This window comes from Loktanella salsilacus, assembly GCF_024206795.1.
In the GTDB taxonomy this organism is placed as follows: Bacteria; Pseudomonadota; Alphaproteobacteria; order Rhodobacterales; family Rhodobacteraceae; genus Loktanella; species Loktanella salsilacus.
Genome location: NZ_CP072994.1, coordinates 3,324,223 through 3,344,911, shown reverse-complemented (window position 1 = coordinate 3,344,911; position 20,689 = coordinate 3,324,223). Strand labels below are relative to the sequence as shown.

The window sequence follows — 20,689 nt, the reverse complement described above, 5'->3', positions numbered from 1 at the left end:
ATCGGCACCGCGTTTTAATGCCCCCACCCAGTAGCGCGGTGCCGGACACATTCCCAAATGTGTGATTGTCTTTCCTCCCAAAATCATTGACCATTCAGTCAAAGCTAAACGGGAGAGAAGACGTGCGCGATTTTCAGATACCGGGGCGGTCACCCACCTATGCCGAGAACGGCATGTGCGCTACGTCGCACCCACTGGCGGCCAAGGTCGCGATCCAGATGCTAGAGGCCGGCGGCAACGCCGTTGACGCCGCCATCGCAGGCGCGGTGCTGCTGGGCATTTGCGAGCCGCAGATGACAGGGATCGGGGGCGATTGCTTTATCCTGATGACGCCGCCGGGATCGGATAAGATCCACGCACTGAACGGATCGGGCCGTGCGCCTGCTGCCTATTCCGCCGGTGATCTGCGCGGCAAGGGCCATAAAGTTGTGCCGCTGAATGACCCGGCTGCCGTGACTATTCCGGGCGCGATTGATGCGTTTTGCACGTTGTCCAAGGGCTGGGGCAAGCTGGGGCTAAAGGCCGTGCTGGCCCCCGCGATCCATTACGCGGAGGCTGGCGTTCCGGTCAGCCCGCGTGTGTCGTTCGATTGGGCCAATGACGAAGGCGTGCTGCAAGGTGCGGCGCGCGATCTGTACATGGTGAACGGCAAGGTGCCGGAACCCGGTCAAATGTTCCGTGCGCCAAAGCAGGCAGAGGTGCTGCGCCGGATTGCGATGGAGGGCCGCGCTGGTTTCTACGAGGGCGAAGTCGCCGAAGATATGGTCGCATCGCTGAATGCGATGGGCGGCGTGCATAGCCTTGATGATTTTGCGCAGACGCAGTCCACTTGGGGTGATCCCATTCAGGGCGGCTATGGCGGGCTGGATCTGTATGAGCATCCGCCAAACGGTCAGGGCGCGACGGCGATCCTGCTGCTGAACATCCTATCCCAGTTCGATATTGCCAGCATGGACCCTTGGGGTGCGCAGCGCGTGCATATCGAGGCCGAGGCGACGAAGCTGGCCTATGATGCGCGTAACCGGTTCCTGTCGGACCCGGATCACATGACGCGGCTGGACCACATGCTATCGATGGACACAGCCAAGAAGCTGGCTGCGCTGATTGATCCCGCCAAAGCTTTGCCCGGCGGTTTGCCGGGGGCAGAGGCGATCCACAAGGACACGATCTATATCACCGTGGTCGACAAGGATCGCATGGCGGTATCGCTGATCTATTCGATCTTCCACGGCTTCGGATCGGGGATCGCATCGGATAAGTTCGGGATTCTGTTCCAAAACCGCGGCGCGGGTTTCAGCCTAGAGGAAGGTCACGCCAACGAGGGCGGACCGGGCAAGCGGCCGATGCACACGATTATTCCGGGCATGTTGCAAAAGAACGGCAAGACGATGATGCCGTTTGGCGTGATGGGCGGGGCTTATCAGTCCACCGGGCATGCCCGATTCGTCACCAACGTCACCGATTTCGGGCTAGAGCCGCAGGCTGCCATCGACGCGCCGCGCAGCTTTGCAGAGCTGGGACACCTGAAGGTCGAGCGGGGCTATTCCGACGCAGTCCGCGCCGAGCTGTCTGATCTGGGGCATGAGGTCGTGATCCCCGAGACGGCGATCGGCGGGGCACAGGCGATTCTATTGCGGGATGACGGGGTCTTGCAGGGTGGATCTGATCCACGCAAAGACGGCTGCGCCCTCGGATACTGAAGCTAGAATACTAAAAGCGAAAAGCGGGCCTAGGCCCGCTTTTTTCGTTAGTTCATCTGGACTTGCAGAGGATAAAGGCCGTCCTCGAAGGGGCCGAAAATCTCTGGCACGTCGGGATGTTCGACAGGCTCGCCGGAATAGTCGGCGACAAGGTTCTGTTCGGACACATAGGCCACGTAGAAGCTTTGGTCGTTTTCCGCGAGCAGGTGATAATACGGCTGATCCTTGGCAGGGCGCGATTCCTCTGGAATCGCCTCGTACCAAGCGTCGGTGTTGGAAAACATAGCATCCACGTCGAATACCACACCCCGGAACGGGTGTTTGCGATGACGGACGACTTGTCCAAGATGATATTTCGCGCGCGTCTTAAACATAGATGCAACTACCCCCAGACTCGTTACTAAACGCAGCTGCCCCAAAAAGTCCACATTTGCCGTGCGGTTAATGCGGAAACAGTCTGTAGGTGACGGCAAGGACCCGCCGGCTGGAAAAAACGTGAACGCAGGCTGTGGCCTTAATCGTTCACAAAGCCGCGCGTTTCGGATAGCGTGGTAAAAAATATAAAAGAAGAGCGAGAGGCAAATGAGCAGTTTCCTTCGCGCACTGGTATTTCTGGCGTTACTGGGCTCTTGCGCTAGTCGCGAGTATTCGGCCCCGCGCGACCTAGATAACGCCTGTGCGATCCTATCAGAGCGGCCCGAATATCGGCGTGCGTTCAAGAAGGTAGAGCAGAAATACGGCGTACCTATGCCCGCCATGATGGCGATCATTTACCAAGAGTCGAAATTTATCGGCAACAATCGCCCGCCGCATCAATACGCGCTAGGGGTGATTCCCGTCGGGCGTCAGTCGTCCGCTGTCGGCTATAGCCAAGCGTTGGACGGCACTTGGGAAGAGTATCAGGATCAAGTCGGCGGTAGCCGTGCCAAGCGCGAAGACATTAACGCCGCGTCTGATTTCATGGGCTGGTATATGACCGCGACGGTGCGCGAAACCGGTGTGCCGCTGACAGATGTGCGCAATCAGTATCTTGCCTATCACGATGGGCGGTCCGGCTATATGCGCGGAACGTGGCGCAGCAAAAGCTGGCTGATCCGCATCGCCGGAGAGGTCGAGGCCCGCGCGCTGTTATATGATGCGCAGCTACGGTCCTGCCGGAAGCGATGATATAAAAAAGGCGCGCTGCGAGGGCAGCGCGCCTTTTGTTTTGCCGGACGTGCTTACTTCGGTGCGTTGGCGCCAATGAACCAAGCGTCCTTGTCGATCGCGCGGCTGACCTCGGTCATGATATCGGCGGTGTCTTCGTCACCGGCGTCGCCTGCGTCGGCAATACCTTTGCGGACGGATTCGCCAACAGTCAGGAAACGATCTTTCAGCGCTTTGATGTGGGCGTTGATGTCTTCTTCTTCGACGGGATAGGCGTCCATCTTGGCCGTTTCGGCAGCAACTTCGAGCGTACCGCGGGCAAAGCCGCCAAGAATCACAGCGCGCTCTGCCATCAGGTCAGCACTGTCACGCAGGCGATCAGCAACATCGTCCAGCAGTTCGTGCACGCCGATAAAGCCTGCGCCCTTCAGGTTCCAATGCGCCTGCTTGACGGCGAGCGTCAGGGCGATCACCTCAGCCAAGTTTTCGTTCAGGATGGCGATTGCTTTTTTGCGGGTCTGGCCGTCAAGGCCGGCGACGAATACGTCTGGCATGATAAATTCCTTATATTCTGGCGGCGGAGTCTTGCGCCGCTTCACCTGTACAATGCAAAGCCCGCATTTAAGTTCCCAAGGGGGCGGTTAGTCGCTGACCGGGGGGCGTTATCGCATGTCAAACGCGATATCGGCATGGAAGAGGGACCCCGGCGGCCCTATGTCGGTGGTCAAGCAACTATAGGTGAAAGCCATGAACAGACGTACACTCCTTCTTTCTGCTGCCGCTTTGGCTGTCGCAGGCGGTGCCGCACAGGCGCAGGAATTGTCCCTGAACGAAGTATCCGCCTACTTGAACCAGATGCAGACAGCCCAAGGCGGCTTCACGCAGATCAACGGCGATGGCACGCTGTCCACCGGGCAGATCTACATCAAGCGTCCGGGCCGCATTCGGTTTGAATACAACGCTCCCGACAATTCGCTGGTGATGGCGGGCGGCGGACAGGTGGCGGTCTTTGACCCCAAGTCCAACACGCCTGCGGATCGCTATCCGCTGAACCAAACGCCGCTGAACATCATTCTAGAGCGGAACGTGAACCTGGGTCAGGCACGGATGGTGACGGGCCATACGTCAGACGGAACCAAGACGACCATCACGGCGCAGGACCCGGCGCACCCGGAATATGGCAACATTCAGTTGGTGTTCACGGCAAACCCGGTAGAGCTGCGTCAGTGGATCGTGACCGATGACGTCGGAGAGCAGACGACCGTGATCTTGAACGATCTGGTCAAGGGCGGCAGCATCGGTGATGCGCAGTTCAACATCGAAGCCGAGATGCGGCGTCGGGGCCAATAAGGTCGGGGCCAATAATTAAGACGCGGCGCGGAACCAGCGGGCTAAGGTCTGACGGTCCGCGTCGCTAAGGTCTGTTACATTTGCAGGCGGCATCGCATGGCTGATCGCCGCCTGCACATAAATCTGCCCGGCATGTTTGGCGATATCGCTGTCTGTTTCCAGAAACACGCCCTTTGGCGCCCAGCGGATACCGTCCCAGACAGGTTCGCGGGCGTGGCACATGGAACAGCGTCCCTGCACGATTTGGGCAGCATCCTCGAACCCATCTGCTGCGGCAAAGCGCTGCTCGGTGGCGGTCAGGGCGCGGCTCTCGGCATTTTCATAGGTGTCGTGACCCGGGAAAGACGACAGCCACGCCATGATGATAAAGATGATAACCGTCGCAGCCCACGTCCACGTCGGCTGCCCTTTGCGTGCGTGCATGGAGTTAAAGTAGTGCCGGATCGTGACGCCCAGCAGAAACACCAGTGTGGCGATAATCCACGCGTATTGCGTGCCGAACGCCAACGGATAGTGGTTCGACAGCATCAGGAAAATCACGGGCAGCGTCAGATAGTTGTTATGCGTGCTGCGCAGCTTTGCGATCTTGCCATACTTGGGGTCAGGCTTGCGCCCGGCCTGTAGGTCAGCGACCACGATGCGCTGGTTTGGCATAATGATCAGAAACACGTTCGCGGTCATGATCGTGGCGGTGAACGCGCCCAAATGCAGCAGAGCAGCGCGGCCGGTAAAGACTTGGTTGTAGCCGTAGCTCATCACGACCAGCATCACGAACAGCAGTAGCATCAGCGTAGTGGGACGTTCGCCCAGCGGGGATTTGCACAGGAAATCATAGATCACCCAGCCGACAGCGAGCGAGGCAGCAGAGATCAAGATGCCCTGCCAGATCGCCAGATCAGCCTTGGCCGGATCGATCAGATACAGGTTCGCGCCAGCCCAATAGACCACCATCAGCATGGCGAAACCAGACAGCCAGGTTGCGTAGCTTTCCCATTTGAACCAAGTTAGATGCGCAGGCATGGCGTCGGGCGCGACAAGATACTTCTGGATATAGTAAAATCCGCCGCCGTGGACTTGCCATTCCTCACCATCTGCCGGGCCGGGAATGTTGCGGTTCAACCCCAGATCGAGCGCGATAAAGTAGAAACTGGACCCGATCCACGCGATTGCAGTGATGACATGAGTCCAGCGCACGGCAAAGGCGAGCCATTCCCATAAAATTGCCATATCATACATCTGTTTGCCCTCTCGCATGCCTCGGATTTGACGGTATAAACAGGTAAACCAAAGGGAAAGACCCAACATGACCCGCTATCCCCGCGACATGATCGGCTATGGTGCCCAAACGCCAGACCCGAAGTGGCCAAACGGCGCAAAAATCGCAATTCAGATCGTTTTGAATTACGAAGAAGGCGGCGAAAACAACATTTTGCACGGCGATGCAGCGTCAGAGGCATTTCTGTCAGAGATCGTGGGCGCGGCGGCTTGGCCCGGTCAGCGGCACTGGAACATGGAAACCATCTATGAATACGGCGCGCGGGCCGGGTTTTGGCGGCTGCACCGGCTGCTCAAGGATCTGCCGATCACCGTGTTTGGCGTGGCGACCGCCATGGCGCGCAGCCCCGATCAGGTGGCTGCGATGCAGGACGCCCAGTGGGAAATCGCGTCCCACGGGTTGAAATGGATCGAATACAAAGACGCACACGAAGAAACCGAGCGCGCCCATATCCAGCGCGCCATCCGCCTGCATACTGAAGTGACGGGGGAACGCCCGCGCGGGTTCTATCAGGGGCGTGCGTCTATAAACTCCGTGCGGCTCGCGGCAGAGGAAGGGTTCGATTACCTTGCCGACAGCTATGGGGACGACCTGCCCTATTGGATGGAAATTGGCGCGCGCGATCAGCTAGTTGTGCCCTATACGCTGGATTGCAACGACATGCGCTTTGCCACGCCGCAGGGTTTTAACGCTGGCGATCAGTTCTACGACTACCTGCGCGCCAGCTTTGATGCGCTGTACCGCGAAGGCGTTGAAGGTCAGGCCAAGATGATGTCGATCGGCCTGCATTGCCGTTTGGTCGGCCGCCCCGGCCGGATAGAAGCGCTGCGCCAGTTCATCGACTACGCCCGCACCCATGACGGCGTCTGGTTTGCCACGCGCGAACAGATCGCAGACCACTGGCGCACCCATCATCCCCACGTCCGGTGGGATCGCCCCAGCCAGATGGCCAAGGCGGATTTCGTGGCCAAGTTCGGCGGCATCTACGAACACTCCGCTTGGGTGGCAGAGCGGGCGCATGGCATGGAACTGGGCGCAGCGCATGACAGCGCAATCGGTGTCGGCAACGCATTGGCCCGTGCCTTTCGGTCATCGGCGACAGCGGATCGCCTAAAGGTCCTACGCGCCCACCCCGACCTTGCAGGCAAACTGGCCGCGGCTGAACGGCTGACGGCCGATAGCACGGCAGAGCAAGCCTCTGCCGGACTGGATGCGCTGACGGACGAAGAGCGGGATACATTTCAAAAAGCGAACGCCGCCTATGTCGCAAAGTTCGGCTTTCCCTTCATCATCGCCGTGCGCGACCACACCAAGGACAGCATTTTGCGCGCATTCGAGACGCGGTTGCAAAACTCGGTCGAGGAAGAGTTCGCCACCGCCTGCGCCCAAGTCGAACGGATTGCCGCACTGCGCCTGCAGGCCGTGATGTGATTATCGCGCAGCCTTTGACCGCATCAGGCTTTGCGCCTTTTGGCGACGTGATGGACGCCAGCGGCGCGCCGGACAAGCTGATCAATGCAGGCCTGTGCGGGCGGTATCATGACCGGGCGCAGATGGATTTCAGCGATGGCCGCGCAGGCATCAGCATTTTCAATGCACAGCCCCGCACCCTGCCCTACACCTGCGACCTGCTGGAACGACATCCAGACGGATCGCAGGCCTTTATCCCGATGACGCAGCATCCGTTCTTGGTCATCGTCGCTCCGGATGAGGACGGCAGCCCCGGCACGCCGCAGGCTTTCATCACGAAGCCCGGTCAGGCGATCAATCTGCACCGCGGCACTTGGCACGGCGTCCTGATTCCCCTGCACGCCCCCGGCCTATTTGCTGTGGTGGACCGCATCGGCAGCGGCGCAAACCTGCAGGAACACACCGTGGCCCACTTCACGGTCCAGCTTTCTTCTGGTTAAAAATATCTTCGGGGGGCGCGTAGCGCGGGGGCAGACAGCCCCCTCCGCCCCCCGCGACTTAGCGCAGCCCCAGCGGCATATGCCGGTTCACGTCCTTATATAGCAAATAGCGGAACGGCCCCGGACCGCCCGCATAGCAAGCCTGCGGGCAGAAGGCGCGCAACCACATATAGTCGCCAGCCTCGACCTCGACCCAGTCGGTGTTCAGGCGGTAAACAGCCTTGCCTTCAAGCACATATAGGCCGTGCTCCATCACGTGGGTTTCCATGAAGGGGATCACGCCGCCGGGCTGAAAGTTCACGATATTGACGTGCATGTCGTGGGACAGGTTGGTGGGGCTGACAAAGCGGGTTGTGGACCACGCGCCGTTGGTGCCTTCCATTTCGATTGTCGGAGCATCGCTGACTTGGGTCACGAATGCCTCTGGCGCGGGCAGGCCCGGCGCTGGAACATAGGTTTTGCGGATCCAGTGAAATGTGCAGGGCGCATCGTGGTCGTTGGCAAAGGTCCAGTCGCAGCCTGCCGGCAGATAGGCGTAGGAACCGGGGAATAGCAGGTGGGTTTGATCGCCGATGGTCAGCTCTGCATGGCCCGACACGACAAAGAGCACGGCTTGCGCACCTTCGTCTGTCTCGGGCGATTTGCTACCGCCGCCCGGGGCGACTTCGGTGATGTAGTGGCTAAAGGTCTCGGCAAAGCCGGAAAGCGGGCGGGCGATCACCCACATCCGCATCTTGTCCCAGCCGGGCAAAAAGCTGGTAGTGATATCACGCAGCGTGCCTTTGGGAATGACGGCGTAGGCGTCGGTAAAGACGGCGCGACCTGTCAAAAGGTCGGTTTGCGGCGGCAGGCCGCCAGTTGGGGTGTAGTAGTTGGTCATATCTGTGATCCCTGTAGGCCCGAATGGTGAACCTAGAGCTTTAGATACGGTTTCAGCGCGCTTGGCAAAGGGGGGAGGGGGGCTGTCTGCCCCCCGCCGCGATGCGGCCCCCCCCGAAGGTATTTTTGACCAGAAGAAGGGGACGCGGTCAGTGCTGCTCTGGCACGAGGATTTCACGTTTGCCGACGTGGTTGGCAGAGCTGACGACGCCTTGGTCTTCCATCTGTTCAACCAAACGGGCGGCTTTGTTGTAGCCGATCGCCAGTTTGCGCTGGATGTAAGAGGTCGAGCATTTGCGGTCTTTGATAACGATGGCAACGGCCGTGTCATAAAGCGCGTTTTCCAGATCAGACCCGTCAGCAAGACCGAGCACGGCGTCGATAGAGCTTTCGGTGTCCTCGTCCGGGCCTTCGATCACGCCGGACATGTATTCGGGCGGGCCGAAGCTTTTGAGGTAGTTGACGATTTCCTCGACCTCTTCATCCGAACAGAACGGGCCGTGGACGCGGGTGACCTTCGATCCACCAGCCATGTAAAGCATGTCACCCATACCAAGCAGTTGTTCGGCGCCCATCTCACCAAGGATGGTGCGCGAGTCGATCTTGGACGTCACTTGGAAAGAGATCCGTGTCGGGAAGTTGGCCTTGATCGTACCGGTGATGACGTCGACGGACGGACGCTGCGTCGCCATGATCAGGTGGATGCCAGAGGCACGGGCCATCTGGGCAAGGCGCTGGATGCAGGCTTCGATTTCCTTGCCGGCGACCATCATCAGGTCGGCCATCTCGTCCACGATGACGACGATATAGGGCAGCACGACGGGCTTGAATTCGTCTGTCTCGAAGACCGGCTCGCCTGTTTCGTCGTCAAAGCCGGTTTGCACGGTGCGGCTGAATAGCTCGTCATTGGCGAGCGCCTCTTTCACGCGGCCATTGTAGCCGTCGATGTTGCGCACGCCCATTTTGGACATCTTGCGGTAGCGTTCTTCCATTTCGCCGACGACCCATTTCAGGGCCACAACGGCCTTTTTAGGGTCTGTTACGACGGGGGACAGCAGGTGCGGGATGCCGTCGTAAACGCTGAGTTCCAGCATCTTCGGGTCGATCATGATCATCCGGCATTCTTCGGGCGTCAGCTTATACAGCAGGGACAGGATCATGGTGTTGATCGCGACGGACTTACCGGAACCCGTGGTACCGGCGATCAGCAGGTGAGGCATTTTCGCGAGGTTGGCGACAATAGGCTGGCCACCGATGTCTTTGCCCAGCGCAAGGGGCAGCTTCATGTTGCTGTCGCCGAAATCGCGAGCCGAGATGATTTCGCGCAGCACGACCTTTTCGCGGTTCTCGTTCGGGAGTTCGATGCCGATGACAGTGCGGCCCGGAACGGTAGAGACGCGGGCAGACAAGGCGGACATGGACCGGGCTATGTCGTCAGCGAGGCCGATGACGCGCGACGCCTTGAGGCCCGGCGCGGGTTCAAGTTCGTACATCGTGACGACGGGACCGGGACGGACCGAGACGATTTCGCCCTTTACACCATAGTCATCGAGCACGGATTCCAGCATGCGCGCGTTTTCCTCGAGCGCTTCGTCGGACAGGACGTGGCGCTGTACCTCTGACGGGCTGGTCAGCAGGTTCAGGGGTGGCATTTCGTAATCCGCGTATTTTTCCTCAAACGTCAGGGACGGCTGCGCCTCGGCCTTGGCTTGTTTGCTGGGCATGGTGGCGCGCTGCATGCCGTGTTGCACGACGGCTTTGCGCGGGGTGGCGGCAGGGATCACAGGACGCGCTTCGGGGTCGAACAGCGGCTCTGCGGTGAGGGACGGCGCTTCGGTTCTGGGCAGGGTACTGCGTTGATAGACGGGTGGTGCGGCCACCGGAGCGGGCGCAAGTGTGAAGTCCTGTTCGTTGATGTCGTCGTCGATCAACATTTCCGCCTCGTCGTCCTGCCAGTCGTCGTGCAGATTTGGCGCGGGGGCGGCAGCCAACGGCGGGACCACCGGCAAAACTAGCGGTTGCGGGCGGCGGCCAGCGGTCAGCGAGGGTTCGATCCGGACGCCTGTGACGGGGTGCGGCTCTGCTTGCGGGGCGGGCATGACGCGCGCCTTGATCGCGTCTGTGATGCGGCTGCGAACGCGGTCCTCTGGTGGGGATTCGAGGTCGTGATCGAAGGTTTCCGCCTCGATCAACTCAGGCTCTGGGTCCTTGCGGCGCAGCAGGTTGCCCAGTCCGGGCATTTTGCGCGGTGCGGCCATTTCAGGCGCGATTTGTGGCTGCGGCGCGGCCTCTGCGTTGTCATAAGAGCCGTCGGCGCGGATGATTGGCGGCATTTTACGGCCCCCGGCAGCAGCGGCAGTGGCGGCCATCACGGGCGCGGCAGCTGTCACGGGGCGGCTGCGCACGGCGGCAATAGCGCGGGCTTTCATATCGACGGGCGGCTCTACCGGGCGGCTGGCGCGTGCATCGGCCCGGTCGGCCATGCGGGCGGCAACAGTGCCGCGGGCCGCGGTGGCGGCTTGCGTGGCGCGGGCGGTCCCCTGCCCCACGACGCGCAGGATCATGTCATACAGCATGACAGTGCCCATCAGCACAAACTGGGTGCCAGTGCGCAGTTCGGGGCGGGTAAAGCCAAGGGCAAAGCACATGGCGGCCACGGTCAAAGCGCCCAGCAGCAGCGACAGCAGTTTTACGCCAATCACCGGGCCCAGCGGCAGGATCGTCAGAGCCATGCCCAGAACGGTATCGCCGAACAGACCGCCCATGCCAAAGTTGGCGGGCCAAGCGTCACCGCGCGGCAAGGATGCTGCATAAAGCGCAGCAACGGCGATCACGACGGGAACATAGATGACGCGGCCAATGGCGCGATCAGAGCCGCGGTGCAGCACAAAGCGCGTGCCCCATGCGATCAGGACCAGCGGCAAGGCATAGATCCCTTTGCCCACGATCATCATCAGCGGGGCGGCGGTTGCTGCACCGAAAACGCCAAGCCAGTTTTGCACGGGCGCATCGCTGGCGGAAATCCACGACGGATCGGTGGGCGAATAGCTGAAGCAGATCATCGCGGCCAGCAAGCCGACGATGATCAAACCAATGCCAAGCAATTCCTTGCTACGGCGTTCCAGAACGGCTTGGGTTTCGCTGTCCAGAAGCGGGTCGCGGTGCCGTGTCTGATAGGATGCCATTTTGCCGTTCCTCACTGGTAAAGTGTGTCGCGCAGGCGGGTCAGCCCGCGCTCCACGTCCGATTTGGGGCCACACAGGGCCACCCGAATGAATCCCGCGCCGGGGTTAAAGCCACTGACGTCGCGGGACAGGTAGGCACCGGGAAGGGTGCGCACACCTGTCTGCGACCAAAGGGTTAGAGCCGCCTCTTCGCCGTCAGGCACGGGGAGCCAAAGGAAAAAACCTGCCTCTGGACTGGTATAGCCGGGGACATTGCCAAAGATGCGATCAGCGATGTCGAACTTTTCTGCGTAAAGCGCGCGGGACGCGATGACGTGGTCTTCGTCGTCCCAAACCAGCGCGGATACGGCCTGGATTGGGCCGGGCAGCGGGGCACCGGCGTAGGCCCGCAAGGCGCGGATCGCTGCGATGTTTTTGGGGCCAGAGGCGCAAAAACCAGAGCGAAGGCCCGCAAGGTTTGACCGCTTGGACAGCGAATGAAAGATCACCACGCGTTCGGGATCTGCGCCCATCGCTTGTGCGACTTGCAGCGCGCCCACGGGGGGGATGCCCCGATAAATCTCGGAATAGCATTCATCCGCGAAGATCTTGAAATCGTGCTTTTCCGCCAGCGTGATCAGGTTGCGCCAGTAATCTTCCGTTGCCACAGCGCCCTGCGGGTTCGCGGGCGAGCAGATATAGGCGATCGCAGTGCGGTCCAGCACGTCGGCGGGAACGGCACCGAAGTCTGGCAGGTGACCGGTGTCTGCGGTGGCGGGCAGATAAACAGGCTCTGCCCCAACAGAAAGCGCGGCGACGGCGTAGACTTGGTAAAATGGGTTCGGGGTCAAGATGACGGGCGTTTGGCCGTTCTTGACTTCGGGGCACAGCGCCATGGAAGCGTTATAAAGCCCCTCTCGCGTGCCATTCAGGGCCATGACTTCATTTGTGGCGACGGTGACACCATAGCGACGGTTCAACCAGCGAGAGATCGCATCCAGCAAAGCAGGCGCGCCGTCATTATTGGGATAGCCGCCAAAGCCTGCGATCTGCGCAGCCATGGCATCAGCCAAGAACGGCGGCATGGGGTGCTGAGGATCGCCGATGGTCATGTTGATGGGATCGCCGCCCGGTTGGACAGCATCCAGCAGCCCACGGAGTCGGGGCCACGTCGCAACCGGAAGGTTCGCAAACCGCTTGGGGTATTCCATCACTGCCTCGTTACGGGATCATGAACGCCCCGCTTGGGCCTAGGTTAAACGGTGGGTGATGGGCCTGTCCAGAAGGTCAGGCCCATAAAACAGGGGCGCGGCAGTGTATTGTGTCTTTTGTGTCCTGCTTGATCAGCGCTGCAAGGCGGCCTCGGCCTGTGCGGCGACGCGCAAAAGGCGGTCGTCTTGACCGGTATGGCCGCACAGCATGATGCCGCAGGACGGGGTGCCGGTGGGCAGCGATACGGCGGGCAGGTCCATCAGATTTGCAACGCGGGTGTTGCGCAGGGCCAGCAAGTTTTCGGTTTTGTAGTAGTCATCGTCGGTCAGCAGACGGTCCACGTTTGGCGGCATGATCGCCGCAGTTGGCATGATGACGGCGTCAAAAGAGGCTGTCGCGGCGGCGTAGGCCTTGCGCAAATCGCGCAGCATCGACCACGCGGCGATGTAGTCCGCCGCGCCAATATCGCGGCCCGCGCTGATCCGGGCATAGATTTGGGGGAACATCGCGGTCGGGTTCGCCTCTATCCGGTCGCGCCACCACGCCCAGCTGTCGGCGGTATAAAGCGCGGCAGAGGCGGCAAATGCCTGCGCGAGGTCCGGCAGGGCGATGTAGGTGATGTCGGCTCCAGCGTCGCGCAGACGGTTTGCGGCGTCGGTAAAGCCTGCGAGCGGCTGTTCGCGCACATCGTCCATCGTGATGGTGTCAAGGATCGCGAGCCGGAGATGGCCGTCAGTGCCGCGCAGATCGGGGGCTTTCGTGCCCGCCATCGCGGCAGTCAGCAGGGCGGCGTCCCCTACCGAACGGCACAGCGGACCGACGGTGTCGAAGGTGCCGCAAAGCGGGACGGACCCGGCCAAGGACAAGCGGCCGTGGGTCGTTTTAAACCCGGTGATATCGTTCCAAGCCGACGGAATACGCACCGATCCGCCTGTATCAGAGCCGATTCCAGCAGCAGCAAGACCGAAGGCAACCGAAGCAGCAGCCCCTGACGACGACCCGCCCGGTACGACATCTGGGTCATTCACATTGGGCGAAGTCGCGGTCATCGGGTTCAGGCCAAGACCAGAGAACGCAATCTCTGACAGGTGCGTTTTGCCAAGGCAGACGAGGCCGGCCGCGGTGGCGTTGCGCAGCACTTCGGCGTCTGTATCCGGAATCCGGCCCGCCATTAGGCGGGTGCCCGCCTCTGTCGAGGTGCCGGCGGTGTCGAACAGATCCTTCCAGCTGACCGGCACGCCATCAAGGGGGCTGCGGCGCAGGCCGGCCTTGGCGCGATGACTTGCGGCAAGCGCTTCAGCGCGGGCGCGGTCCGCTGTCACGCGGGCATAGATGCGGTCGCGGTGTTCGTGGGTGTCGATGGCGGTCAGAAAGACTTCGGTCAGGGCGACCGGATCAATGCTGCCATCGGCAATCCCCTGTCCTAGTGCGGTTGCGGTCATCCAGCGCCAGTCGTCCATTGCGATCCCTTTCGATATTTTCGCCACGCTAGCGACCGCGCACCGCATGGACAATCCCGCGCGCGCAGCCATATGTCAGGGTATGGAACAGACAGATATCATCATCGTCGGTGGCGGGCTGAACGGCCCCGTGCTGGCATTGGCAGCCGCGCAATCCGGGCTGCGGGTTACGATTATTGACGCGATCACGCCAGATACGCACCGCGCGCGCGATTTCGACGGGCGATCCTATGCGATTGCGCTGGGGTCGATGCGCCTGCTGCGCGGTGTTGGGGTCTGGGATGCGCTGAAGGGCGACGCCCAACCGATGCTGGATATTAAGGTCACGGATGGCCGCGCCGGCGAAGGCGCAAGTCCGTGGATGATGCATTTCGACCACGCCGAGATTGAGGAAGGCCCTATGGGCTGGCTGGTCGAAGACCGCCATTTGCGCGCCGCCCTGCTGGATGCTGTCGCAGCGCAAGACCGCATCAACCACATGACAGGGCGAAAAGTTGTCGCGCAACTGGCGCTTGGCGGCAAAGTCGAGGTCACGCTGGACGATGGCGAGGTGCTATCTGCGCGCCTGCTGGTCGGCTGCGACGGACGCAGTAGCGGTGTGGCCCAGCGCGCGGGGATCAAGCGGACGGGGTGGGATTATGGCCAGACCGCCATTGTCTGCGCTGTGGCGCATGAGCTGCCGCATAACGGAATTGCGCATCAGTTTTTTATGCCCGGCGGGCCGCTCGCGATTTTGCCGCTGACCGGCAACCGCAGTTCGATCGTCTGGAGTGAACAGTCGCGCCGCGCGAAAGAGGTACTGGCGCTGGATGATGGCGCGTTTCTAGAGGCTCTAAAGCCCGCATTCGGGTCTTTTCTGGGTGACATCACGCTAGTGGGTCAGCGGTTTTCCTACCCTCTTGGCCTGACGCTGGCCGACAGCCTGATTGCGCCGCGCGTGGCGCTGGTCGGCGATGCGGCGCATGGGATTCACCCGATTGCAGGCCAAGGCCTGAACGCTGGCCTGCGCGATGTCGCGGCCTTGGCGCAGGTGCTGGAAGACGCGAAAATACGGGGCGAGGATATCGGCAGTGTCATCGCGCTAGAGCGCTACCAGGTCTGGCGCAGGTTCGACGCAACGCGGTTGGCGATTGCAACAGACACGTTCAACCGACTGTTTTCAAATGACAACCCTGTGCTGCGCGGGTTGCGAGACATGGGCATGGGCGTGATTAACGCTGTTCCCGGCCTGCGCCGCCGCTTTATCCGCGAAGCCGCAGGCCTGAACGGGGACCTGCCCCGCCTGATGCGTTAATCGTCGATCCGGCGGGCCTCGTCCACCAGCATGACGGGGATGCCGTCGCGAATTGGAAATGCCAAGTGCGCGGATTTGCTGATCAATTCCTGCGCGGCGGCGTCATAACGCAGGCTGCCCTGGGTGCGCGGGCACACCAGCGATTCCAGCATTTGGGGGTCGAAATCGGTCATTGCATCACCTCGTCATCGCCGCCCCGCAGGGCGTATTCAATCAGTGTCATCAAGGTTTCGCGCCGCGTTGACAAGCTTGGTGCCTCTAACAACGCCTGTTTATCTTCTGGCGCAAAAGGGCAGAGCATAGAGAGTGAGTTGATCAGCAGCTCGTCCTCGGCGTCGCCCAACTGGTCCCAGTCGGTTTTCAGCCCTTGGTCGTCAAAGTAACGGCACAGAGCGTTCATAAAGACGTCGCGGGCAAATTCCGGGTCGCGTTCAACGGGGCCAAGGTCGCGGTCAAAGCCGGCCCAGCTGACGCGGCAGCGGCGGTAAGGCGCGAAACCCTCGACCTCTTCGGTCACGCGGAAACGGGACATGCCGGACAGCGTGATCATATAGCGCCCGTCGTCGGTTTCATTAAACGCGGTCAAGCGGCCTGCGCAGCCAATGCTGTGCAGCTTGCCGGCCTTTCCCGGTGCGTCATAGGGCTGAATCATCCCGATCAGGCGCGATGGCGTTTTCATCGCGTCCTCGATCATCGCCAAATAGCGCGGCTCGAAGATGTGCAGCGGCAGCTTGCCACGTGGCAGCAGCAAGGCCCCCGGCAGCGGGAAAACGGGGATGGTGTCTGGAAGGTCTGATATTTTCATGATGACCTTCCAGTTAGCCCGCGCAACGCATCAGGCAAATATCATCGACGAAAGTTTGCGCCGCCCTGTCAAAACGATTGGGTCCTTGGCCGGAAGGGCATCGAACACCTTGAAAAGTTGTGTCTTAGCGGCACCATCATTCCACTCACGATCACGGCGGAACAGGTCCAAAAGATGATCTACCGCCTCTTGACTGCGGCCCTTGGCGTGCAGGGCAGTCGCAAGGTCTAGGCGCGCCTGGTGATCGTTCTCGTCAGCGGCGATGCGCTCTTCCAGCTCGGCCAGCGGGCCAGTGTTAGCAGCCTCACGCAGCAGGGTGATGCGGGCAGCAACAGCCTCTAGTGCGGGGTCGGTGCTGATGCCCGCCGGGGCGCCGTTCAAGATCGCCTCTGCCTGATCCACGTCGTCCAACGCAAGGTGGGCGCTGACGAGGCCCGCGTAGGCTGGCGCGCTATTCGGGTCCTCTTGCAGGATCGCGGCAAAGGTTTCAGCAGCGTCGGCCGCGGCCCCTTCGTCCAGCATTTCCTGCGCGGCCGCGATGGCGTCGGCAAGACCGTTGTCCGGCTCGCCTGCCAAGGCTGCGGTTTTTTCGACGAAAGCGTCGATTTCAGAGCCCGGCAGCGCGCCTTGGAAGCCATCAACAGGCTTGCCCTGCCAAAAGGCATAGACAGTCGGGATCGACTGCACCTGCAATTGGCCCGAATAGCTGGGGTTGGCGTCGACGTCGATCTTTACCAGCTTCACACGGCCATCAGCCTTGGTCACAGCAGCCTCGATCGCGGGGCCAAGCGTTTTGCAGGGGCCGCACCAGGGGGCCCAGAAGTCGACGATCACGGGGATCGTCATCGAAGCTTCGACGACCTCGGCCATGAATGTCGCGTCTGTGCCGTCGATGATATTCCCCGCTTGGGGGGTGGGGGTCTTGGCGCCGAGCAGTTCCATGATCGATCTCCTTCATCCGTTTCGTGACTTATATGTGCCCGCGGGGGCCAAAGGCCAAGGGGGGATTGCCGGCGCAGTGACGGCAGCCTAGCATTTGAGGATGACACAGACCGTTTTGACCTTTGGTGACAGCAACACCCACGGCACGCCGCCGATCTCGGTGCGCGGCATTTACGCGCGCCACGACGCGGCGACGCGTTGGCCGCAAGTTATGGCCGCGCAGACCGGCTGCACCTTGATCGAGGAAGGCCTGCCCGGCCGCACTGCCTGCGCCGGAGCCGACCCCGAAATGGGCGCGCATATGGACGGGCATCTGGGTCTGCAGGTCGCGCTTGAAAGCCACGGACCGATTGATGTGCTAACGATCATGCTGGGCACAAACGATTGCAAAGCGCACTTTGGCCTGACCGCCGAAGGCATCACCGCCGGCGTCGCGGGCCTGCTTGCCATCGCCTGCGGCGAGGCGATGCAGACACGGCATAGCGGATTTAAAGTGCTGCTGATTTGCCCGCCGCCGGTGCTGGAACAAGGCCCGATCGCGCAGGTGTTTTACGGCGGTGCTGCCAAGTCACGCGCGCTGCCGCCGCTTTACGCAGCGCTCGCCACAAACTGGGGTGTCGGTTTTCTGAACGCCGGCGAGCATATTGAGGTGAGCCAGCAAGACGGCGTGCATTATGATGCCGCAACTCACGAAGTCTTAGGCAAAGTCGTTGCCGAAAACATCGCTAGTCTCGCGCGATAGCGTCCCTATTCACCTTGCCGGATAAACTCCCGCCGGAGGCACCTTCACACGCGATGATAGGGCGACCCGGCAAGGATGGACGCAGCGCGGTACAACTGTTCTGCCAGCATCACACGCACCATCATGTGGGGCCAGACCATCTTACCAAAGGACAGCGCCGCATCGGCGCGGTCACGCAGGGACGGATCGATGCCGTCAGCGCCGCCGATCACAAAGGCGACGTCTTGGCGGCCTTGGTCACGCCATGTGCCAAGCTGGTTTGCAAAATCGGGGGAAGACATCACCTTGCCGCGCTCGTCCAGCACGCAGAGCAGCGCGCCGTCGGGCACAGCTTTGGCCAGCAGCGGGGCTTCGCCCGCCATGCCGCCACCTTTGCGGTCATCGACTTCGATGATTTCCGCCGGGCCAAGCGCAAGCGCACGGCCCGTGCGGTCAAAGCGGGTCAGATAGTCGGTGATCAACGCAGATTCGGGGCCGCCACGCAGGCGGCCCACGGCGCAGATACGCACGCGCATCAGGGGGCCTTGGTCGGGTCCATCGCCAGATCGTCCTGTGCACCCGGGGTCCACATTTTTTCCAGCTGATAGAATTCGCGGACTTCGGGCCGGAACAGGTGAACAATAACGTCGCCGGTGTCGATAAGGACCCAGTCGCCGATATCCTTGCCTTCGATCTTGCTGATGATGCCGTATTCGTTCTTCAGCTTCTCGGTCAGCTTTTCAGCCATGGCAGAGACTTGGCGGGTGGAACGGCCAGAGCCGATAACCATCCAGTCGCCCATTTCAGACTTGCCGCGCAGGTTGATTTTCACAACCTCTTCGGCTTTGTCATCATCTAGCGATTTCAGGATTGCATCAAGCAGCTGGTCGCTGTCGTAGGAAGCCGCCGCCTTCACAGCGTGGGCTCCCGTGTTGGCAGCGGATGCTGCCGAGGTGGAAAGAGACAGTGCATCGTCCTCCGATGATAGGCACCGGACGGGACGGCCCCGGTGCAAGGCCTGATCCGAACGTAGGCCGGATTGGGTGTCATTTCAATGACCGAAGGCCGCGCGCTAGTCTGTCGTCAGGCAAGTGTCAACGGCAAAGCGCGCAGATAGCCAGCGAAACGCTGTAGTAGCAGGTTTTGCGCGCACTGATCGGCGGAGGCCATTTCTTGCCGTCCGGGCTAGTCAGGCATCGGCGCCCTGCCCGCATCCGCCGCATCTTCGCGCAGCTGCGATGACGCAGGCCTTGTGCGCAGCTCTGATCCTTCGAGGACTTTCACTTCGCGTTGCGGGAACGGGATCGAGATGCCGTTGGCGGCAAAAGCGTCCCACAGCGCGAGGAAGACGTTTCCGCGGATATTTGTCAGGCCGCCCGTCGGGTCGGAAATCCAAAAGCGCAGGATATAGTCGACCGAACTGTCGCCAAAGCCGACGATGTGGCACACGGTCGGCCTGCTTTCCAACACGCGGGGGACGGACATTGCTGCCTCTATCGCGATGCGGCGCACGTCGTGGGGGTTATCGCCATAAGCGGTGCCAAAGTAGATATCGAGCCGGACAAAATCGTTGGAGTGGGACCAATTGACCACTTGGCCGGTGATCAGATCCTCGTTCGGGATGAGGTATTCTTTGCCGTCGCGGGTCGTGATGCTGACATAGCGCGCCCCCAGCGAATTGATCCAGCCGAAGGTATCGCCAAGGCTGATGACGTCGCCGGGCTTGATCGATTTATCCAGCAGCAGGATGATGCCCGACACAAGGTTCGACACTACCTTTTGCAAACCAAAGCCAAGGCCAACGCCGATAGCACCGGACAGAACAGCAAGGCCGGTCAGGTCGATACCGATGGTCTTCAAGCCAATGAAGACAGCCATGCCATAGAACAGCAACTGCATCGCTTTGACGGCCAGCACTTGCATGGATGGGCTGATATCTGCGTTGCCCGTGATCCGGCTGCGCACGGTATGCGACATAAAGCGGGCCGCGAACCACAACACGCCAAGGATCAGGATCGCTTGCACGACCAGCAGCACTGAAATCCGCATAGTACCGATGGAAAACGCAATATTATCCATCAGGTTGGTGAAGGTATCGGTCTGCCCAAGGATCGACAGCGTCACCCAGACCCAAGCGCCATAGCGCACGGCCTTGCGCAGGATCGGATTGCCGATCAGCCGCGTTGTCAGCGCCACGACCAGCCAAGCGGTCGCTAGATTGGCGATGATCGACAGCTGATAGCTGCGACTGTTCCACGTCAGATCGCGCATGACGATCACGACCAGCCAAATCATGCCAACGAACAAGATCCCCCGCAGGCGTTTATGCAGCACGACAAGCCAACGGATGCGCCACATCGGCCAGCCTTCGCGGGCCCGCATCCATGCATGCAGACGCGGGGCCAGCACCATTTTCAAAAGCTGCGCCACCAGCAGTACGGCCAAGGCAATAAGCAGCTGATAGCCGACCCAAGGACGCCACAGCGTCATCACGTAGGATTCAACCGACCCGATGATCCCCTGCCACAGGCCTAGCACATCGCCCAGCGGCGCGCTTACGCTAGTGTTCAGCAGGTCATCGTGAAGCGCCATTGATCCATCCCTTGTTGCAGACAAGATGGCACATTGGTTTCGCCCGTCACACCCAAAACGCACGATACCATGTCCAAACACCGCCATTGCGGCATTCCCAACAGACCCTTGCGGCAAATGACGCAGAGGTATATCTGAGCGCGTATGACACCAGTTTTTGACATGGATGATCGCGCACGGCTGCCTTGGCGGTTTTTTGGCGCGACCTGCACGATCCTCGCTCATCTATGATGCGCGC

At 60.9% G+C, this 20,689-nt stretch carries 20 protein-coding genes; 7 read left to right on the top strand and 13 right to left on the bottom strand.

Annotation, left to right across the window (positions count from 1 at the left end; genetic code table 11):
* Positions 1-122 precede the first annotated feature (122 nt).
* Positions 123-1,700 (top strand): gamma-glutamyltransferase family protein, encoded by a 1,578-nt coding sequence (locus KBW81_RS16200; protein ID WP_090188419.1) that lies wholly within the window; start codon positions 123-125, stop codon positions 1,698-1,700.
* A gap of 47 nt (positions 1,701-1,747) precedes the next feature.
* Here the strand turns inward: KBW81_RS16200 and hspQ are convergent, their stop codons facing one another.
* Positions 1,748-2,074, bottom strand: a complete 327-nt coding sequence (gene hspQ, locus KBW81_RS16195; protein WP_090188422.1) for a heat shock protein HspQ — start codon at positions 2,072-2,074, stop codon at positions 1,748-1,750.
* Between the two features lie 208 nt (positions 2,075-2,282).
* On the opposite strand from hspQ, the gene KBW81_RS16190 reads away from it, so the two are divergent.
* The gene (locus KBW81_RS16190; RefSeq protein ID WP_090188425.1) at positions 2,283-2,867 is read left to right on the top strand and encodes a transglycosylase SLT domain-containing protein; all 585 of its coding nucleotides are present in this window, start codon (positions 2,283-2,285) and stop codon (positions 2,865-2,867) included.
* Between the two features lie 53 nt (positions 2,868-2,920).
* Here the strand turns inward: KBW81_RS16190 and dps are convergent, their stop codons facing one another.
* Entirely contained in the window at positions 2,921-3,400 is a 480-nt protein-coding gene (dps, locus tag KBW81_RS16185) for a DNA starvation/stationary phase protection protein Dps (protein WP_254247885.1), read from the bottom strand.
* A gap of 193 nt (positions 3,401-3,593) precedes the next feature.
* Here dps and KBW81_RS16180 point away from each other — a divergent pair, with 193 nt between their 5' ends.
* Positions 3,594-4,196 carry a LolA family protein gene (locus KBW81_RS16180; protein ID WP_090188430.1) on the top strand — a complete coding sequence of 201 codons (603 nt, stop codon included), beginning with the start codon at positions 3,594-3,596 and terminating at the stop codon, positions 4,194-4,196.
* 15 nt (positions 4,197-4,211) lie between these two features.
* Here KBW81_RS16180 and KBW81_RS16175 read toward each other — a convergent pair whose 3' ends face one another.
* Positions 4,212-5,432, bottom strand: a complete 1,221-nt coding sequence (locus KBW81_RS16175) for a urate hydroxylase PuuD (protein ID WP_254247884.1) — start codon at positions 5,430-5,432, stop codon at positions 4,212-4,214.
* A gap of 67 nt (positions 5,433-5,499) precedes the next feature.
* Between KBW81_RS16175 and puuE the strand changes: the two genes are divergently transcribed.
* Both puuE and KBW81_RS16165 read left to right on the top strand, forming a co-directional pair.
* Complete coding sequence (gene puuE / locus KBW81_RS16170; protein WP_254247883.1) at positions 5,500-6,903, top strand: allantoinase PuuE; 1,404 nt, start codon at positions 5,500-5,502, stop codon at positions 6,901-6,903.
* 50 nt (positions 6,904-6,953) lie between these two features.
* A complete protein-coding gene (locus KBW81_RS16165; protein WP_254249081.1) occupies positions 6,954-7,382 on the top strand; it encodes an ureidoglycolate lyase in 429 nt (142 codons plus the stop codon).
* A 58-nt stretch (positions 7,383-7,440) separates the two neighbouring features.
* On the opposite strand, the gene KBW81_RS16160 is transcribed toward KBW81_RS16165, so the two are convergent.
* From KBW81_RS16160 to KBW81_RS16145, 4 genes are all read right to left on the bottom strand, one after another.
* A complete protein-coding gene (locus KBW81_RS16160; protein ID WP_254247882.1) occupies positions 7,441-8,262 on the bottom strand; it encodes a bifunctional allantoicase/(S)-ureidoglycine aminohydrolase in 822 nt (273 codons plus the stop codon).
* 148 nt (positions 8,263-8,410) lie between these two features.
* Entirely contained in the window at positions 8,411-11,446 is a 3,036-nt protein-coding gene (locus KBW81_RS16155; protein ID WP_254247881.1) for a DNA translocase FtsK, read from the bottom strand.
* An 11-nt stretch (positions 11,447-11,457) separates the two neighbouring features.
* On the bottom strand, positions 11,458-12,636 hold the full coding sequence (locus KBW81_RS16150; RefSeq protein WP_254247880.1) for an aminotransferase class I/II-fold pyridoxal phosphate-dependent enzyme: 1,179 nt from the start codon (positions 12,634-12,636) through the stop codon (positions 11,458-11,460).
* Positions 12,637-12,768: 132 nt separating this feature from the next.
* Positions 12,769-14,097, bottom strand: coding sequence for an amidase (locus KBW81_RS16145; RefSeq protein ID WP_254247879.1), 1,329 nt, complete (start codon positions 14,095-14,097; stop codon positions 12,769-12,771).
* A gap of 46 nt (positions 14,098-14,143) precedes the next feature.
* Here KBW81_RS16145 and KBW81_RS16140 point away from each other — a divergent pair, with 46 nt between their 5' ends.
* Complete coding sequence (locus tag KBW81_RS16140) at positions 14,144-15,391, top strand: UbiH/UbiF/VisC/COQ6 family ubiquinone biosynthesis hydroxylase (protein ID WP_254247878.1); 1,248 nt, start codon at positions 14,144-14,146, stop codon at positions 15,389-15,391.
* On the opposite strand, the gene KBW81_RS16135 is transcribed toward KBW81_RS16140, so the two are convergent.
* Genes KBW81_RS16135 through KBW81_RS16125 form a run of 3 tightly spaced genes read right to left on the bottom strand, consistent with a single transcriptional unit; the run spans position 15,388 to position 17,138 of the window.
* Positions 15,388-15,564 carry a Trm112 family protein gene (locus tag KBW81_RS16135; RefSeq protein WP_090188452.1) on the bottom strand — a complete coding sequence of 59 codons (177 nt, stop codon included), beginning with the start codon at positions 15,562-15,564 and terminating at the stop codon, positions 15,388-15,390. The two genes, KBW81_RS16140 and KBW81_RS16135, sit on opposite strands and share 4 nt — an antisense overlap.
* A complete protein-coding gene (locus tag KBW81_RS16130) occupies positions 15,561-16,196 on the bottom strand; it encodes an LON peptidase substrate-binding domain-containing protein (RefSeq protein ID WP_175499242.1) in 636 nt (211 codons plus the stop codon). The genes KBW81_RS16135 and KBW81_RS16130 overlap by 4 nt, the downstream gene beginning before the upstream one ends.
* A gap of 30 nt (positions 16,197-16,226) precedes the next feature.
* A complete protein-coding gene (locus KBW81_RS16125; RefSeq protein WP_090188458.1) occupies positions 16,227-17,138 on the bottom strand; it encodes a thioredoxin family protein in 912 nt (303 codons plus the stop codon).
* Between the two features lie 100 nt (positions 17,139-17,238).
* On the opposite strand from KBW81_RS16125, the gene KBW81_RS16120 reads away from it, so the two are divergent.
* Complete coding sequence (locus tag KBW81_RS16120; RefSeq protein ID WP_254247877.1) at positions 17,239-17,880, top strand: GDSL-type esterase/lipase family protein; 642 nt, start codon at positions 17,239-17,241, stop codon at positions 17,878-17,880.
* Between the two features lie 44 nt (positions 17,881-17,924).
* Here the strand turns inward: KBW81_RS16120 and rlmH are convergent, their stop codons facing one another.
* The 3 genes from rlmH to KBW81_RS16105 all read right to left on the bottom strand — a co-directional run bounded on the left by rlmH (position 17,925) and on the right by KBW81_RS16105 (position 20,451).
* Complete coding sequence (rlmH, locus tag KBW81_RS16115; RefSeq protein WP_090188462.1) at positions 17,925-18,395, bottom strand: 23S rRNA (pseudouridine(1915)-N(3))-methyltransferase RlmH; 471 nt, start codon at positions 18,393-18,395, stop codon at positions 17,925-17,927.
* A complete protein-coding gene (gene rsfS / locus KBW81_RS16110; RefSeq protein WP_392336520.1) occupies positions 18,395-18,874 on the bottom strand; it encodes a ribosome silencing factor in 480 nt (159 codons plus the stop codon). The genes rlmH and rsfS overlap by 1 nt, the downstream gene beginning before the upstream one ends.
* 170 nt (positions 18,875-19,044) lie before the next feature.
* Entirely contained in the window at positions 19,045-20,451 is a 1,407-nt protein-coding gene (locus KBW81_RS16105; protein WP_090188467.1) for a mechanosensitive ion channel family protein, read from the bottom strand.
* Positions 20,452-20,689: the final 238 nt, after the last annotated feature.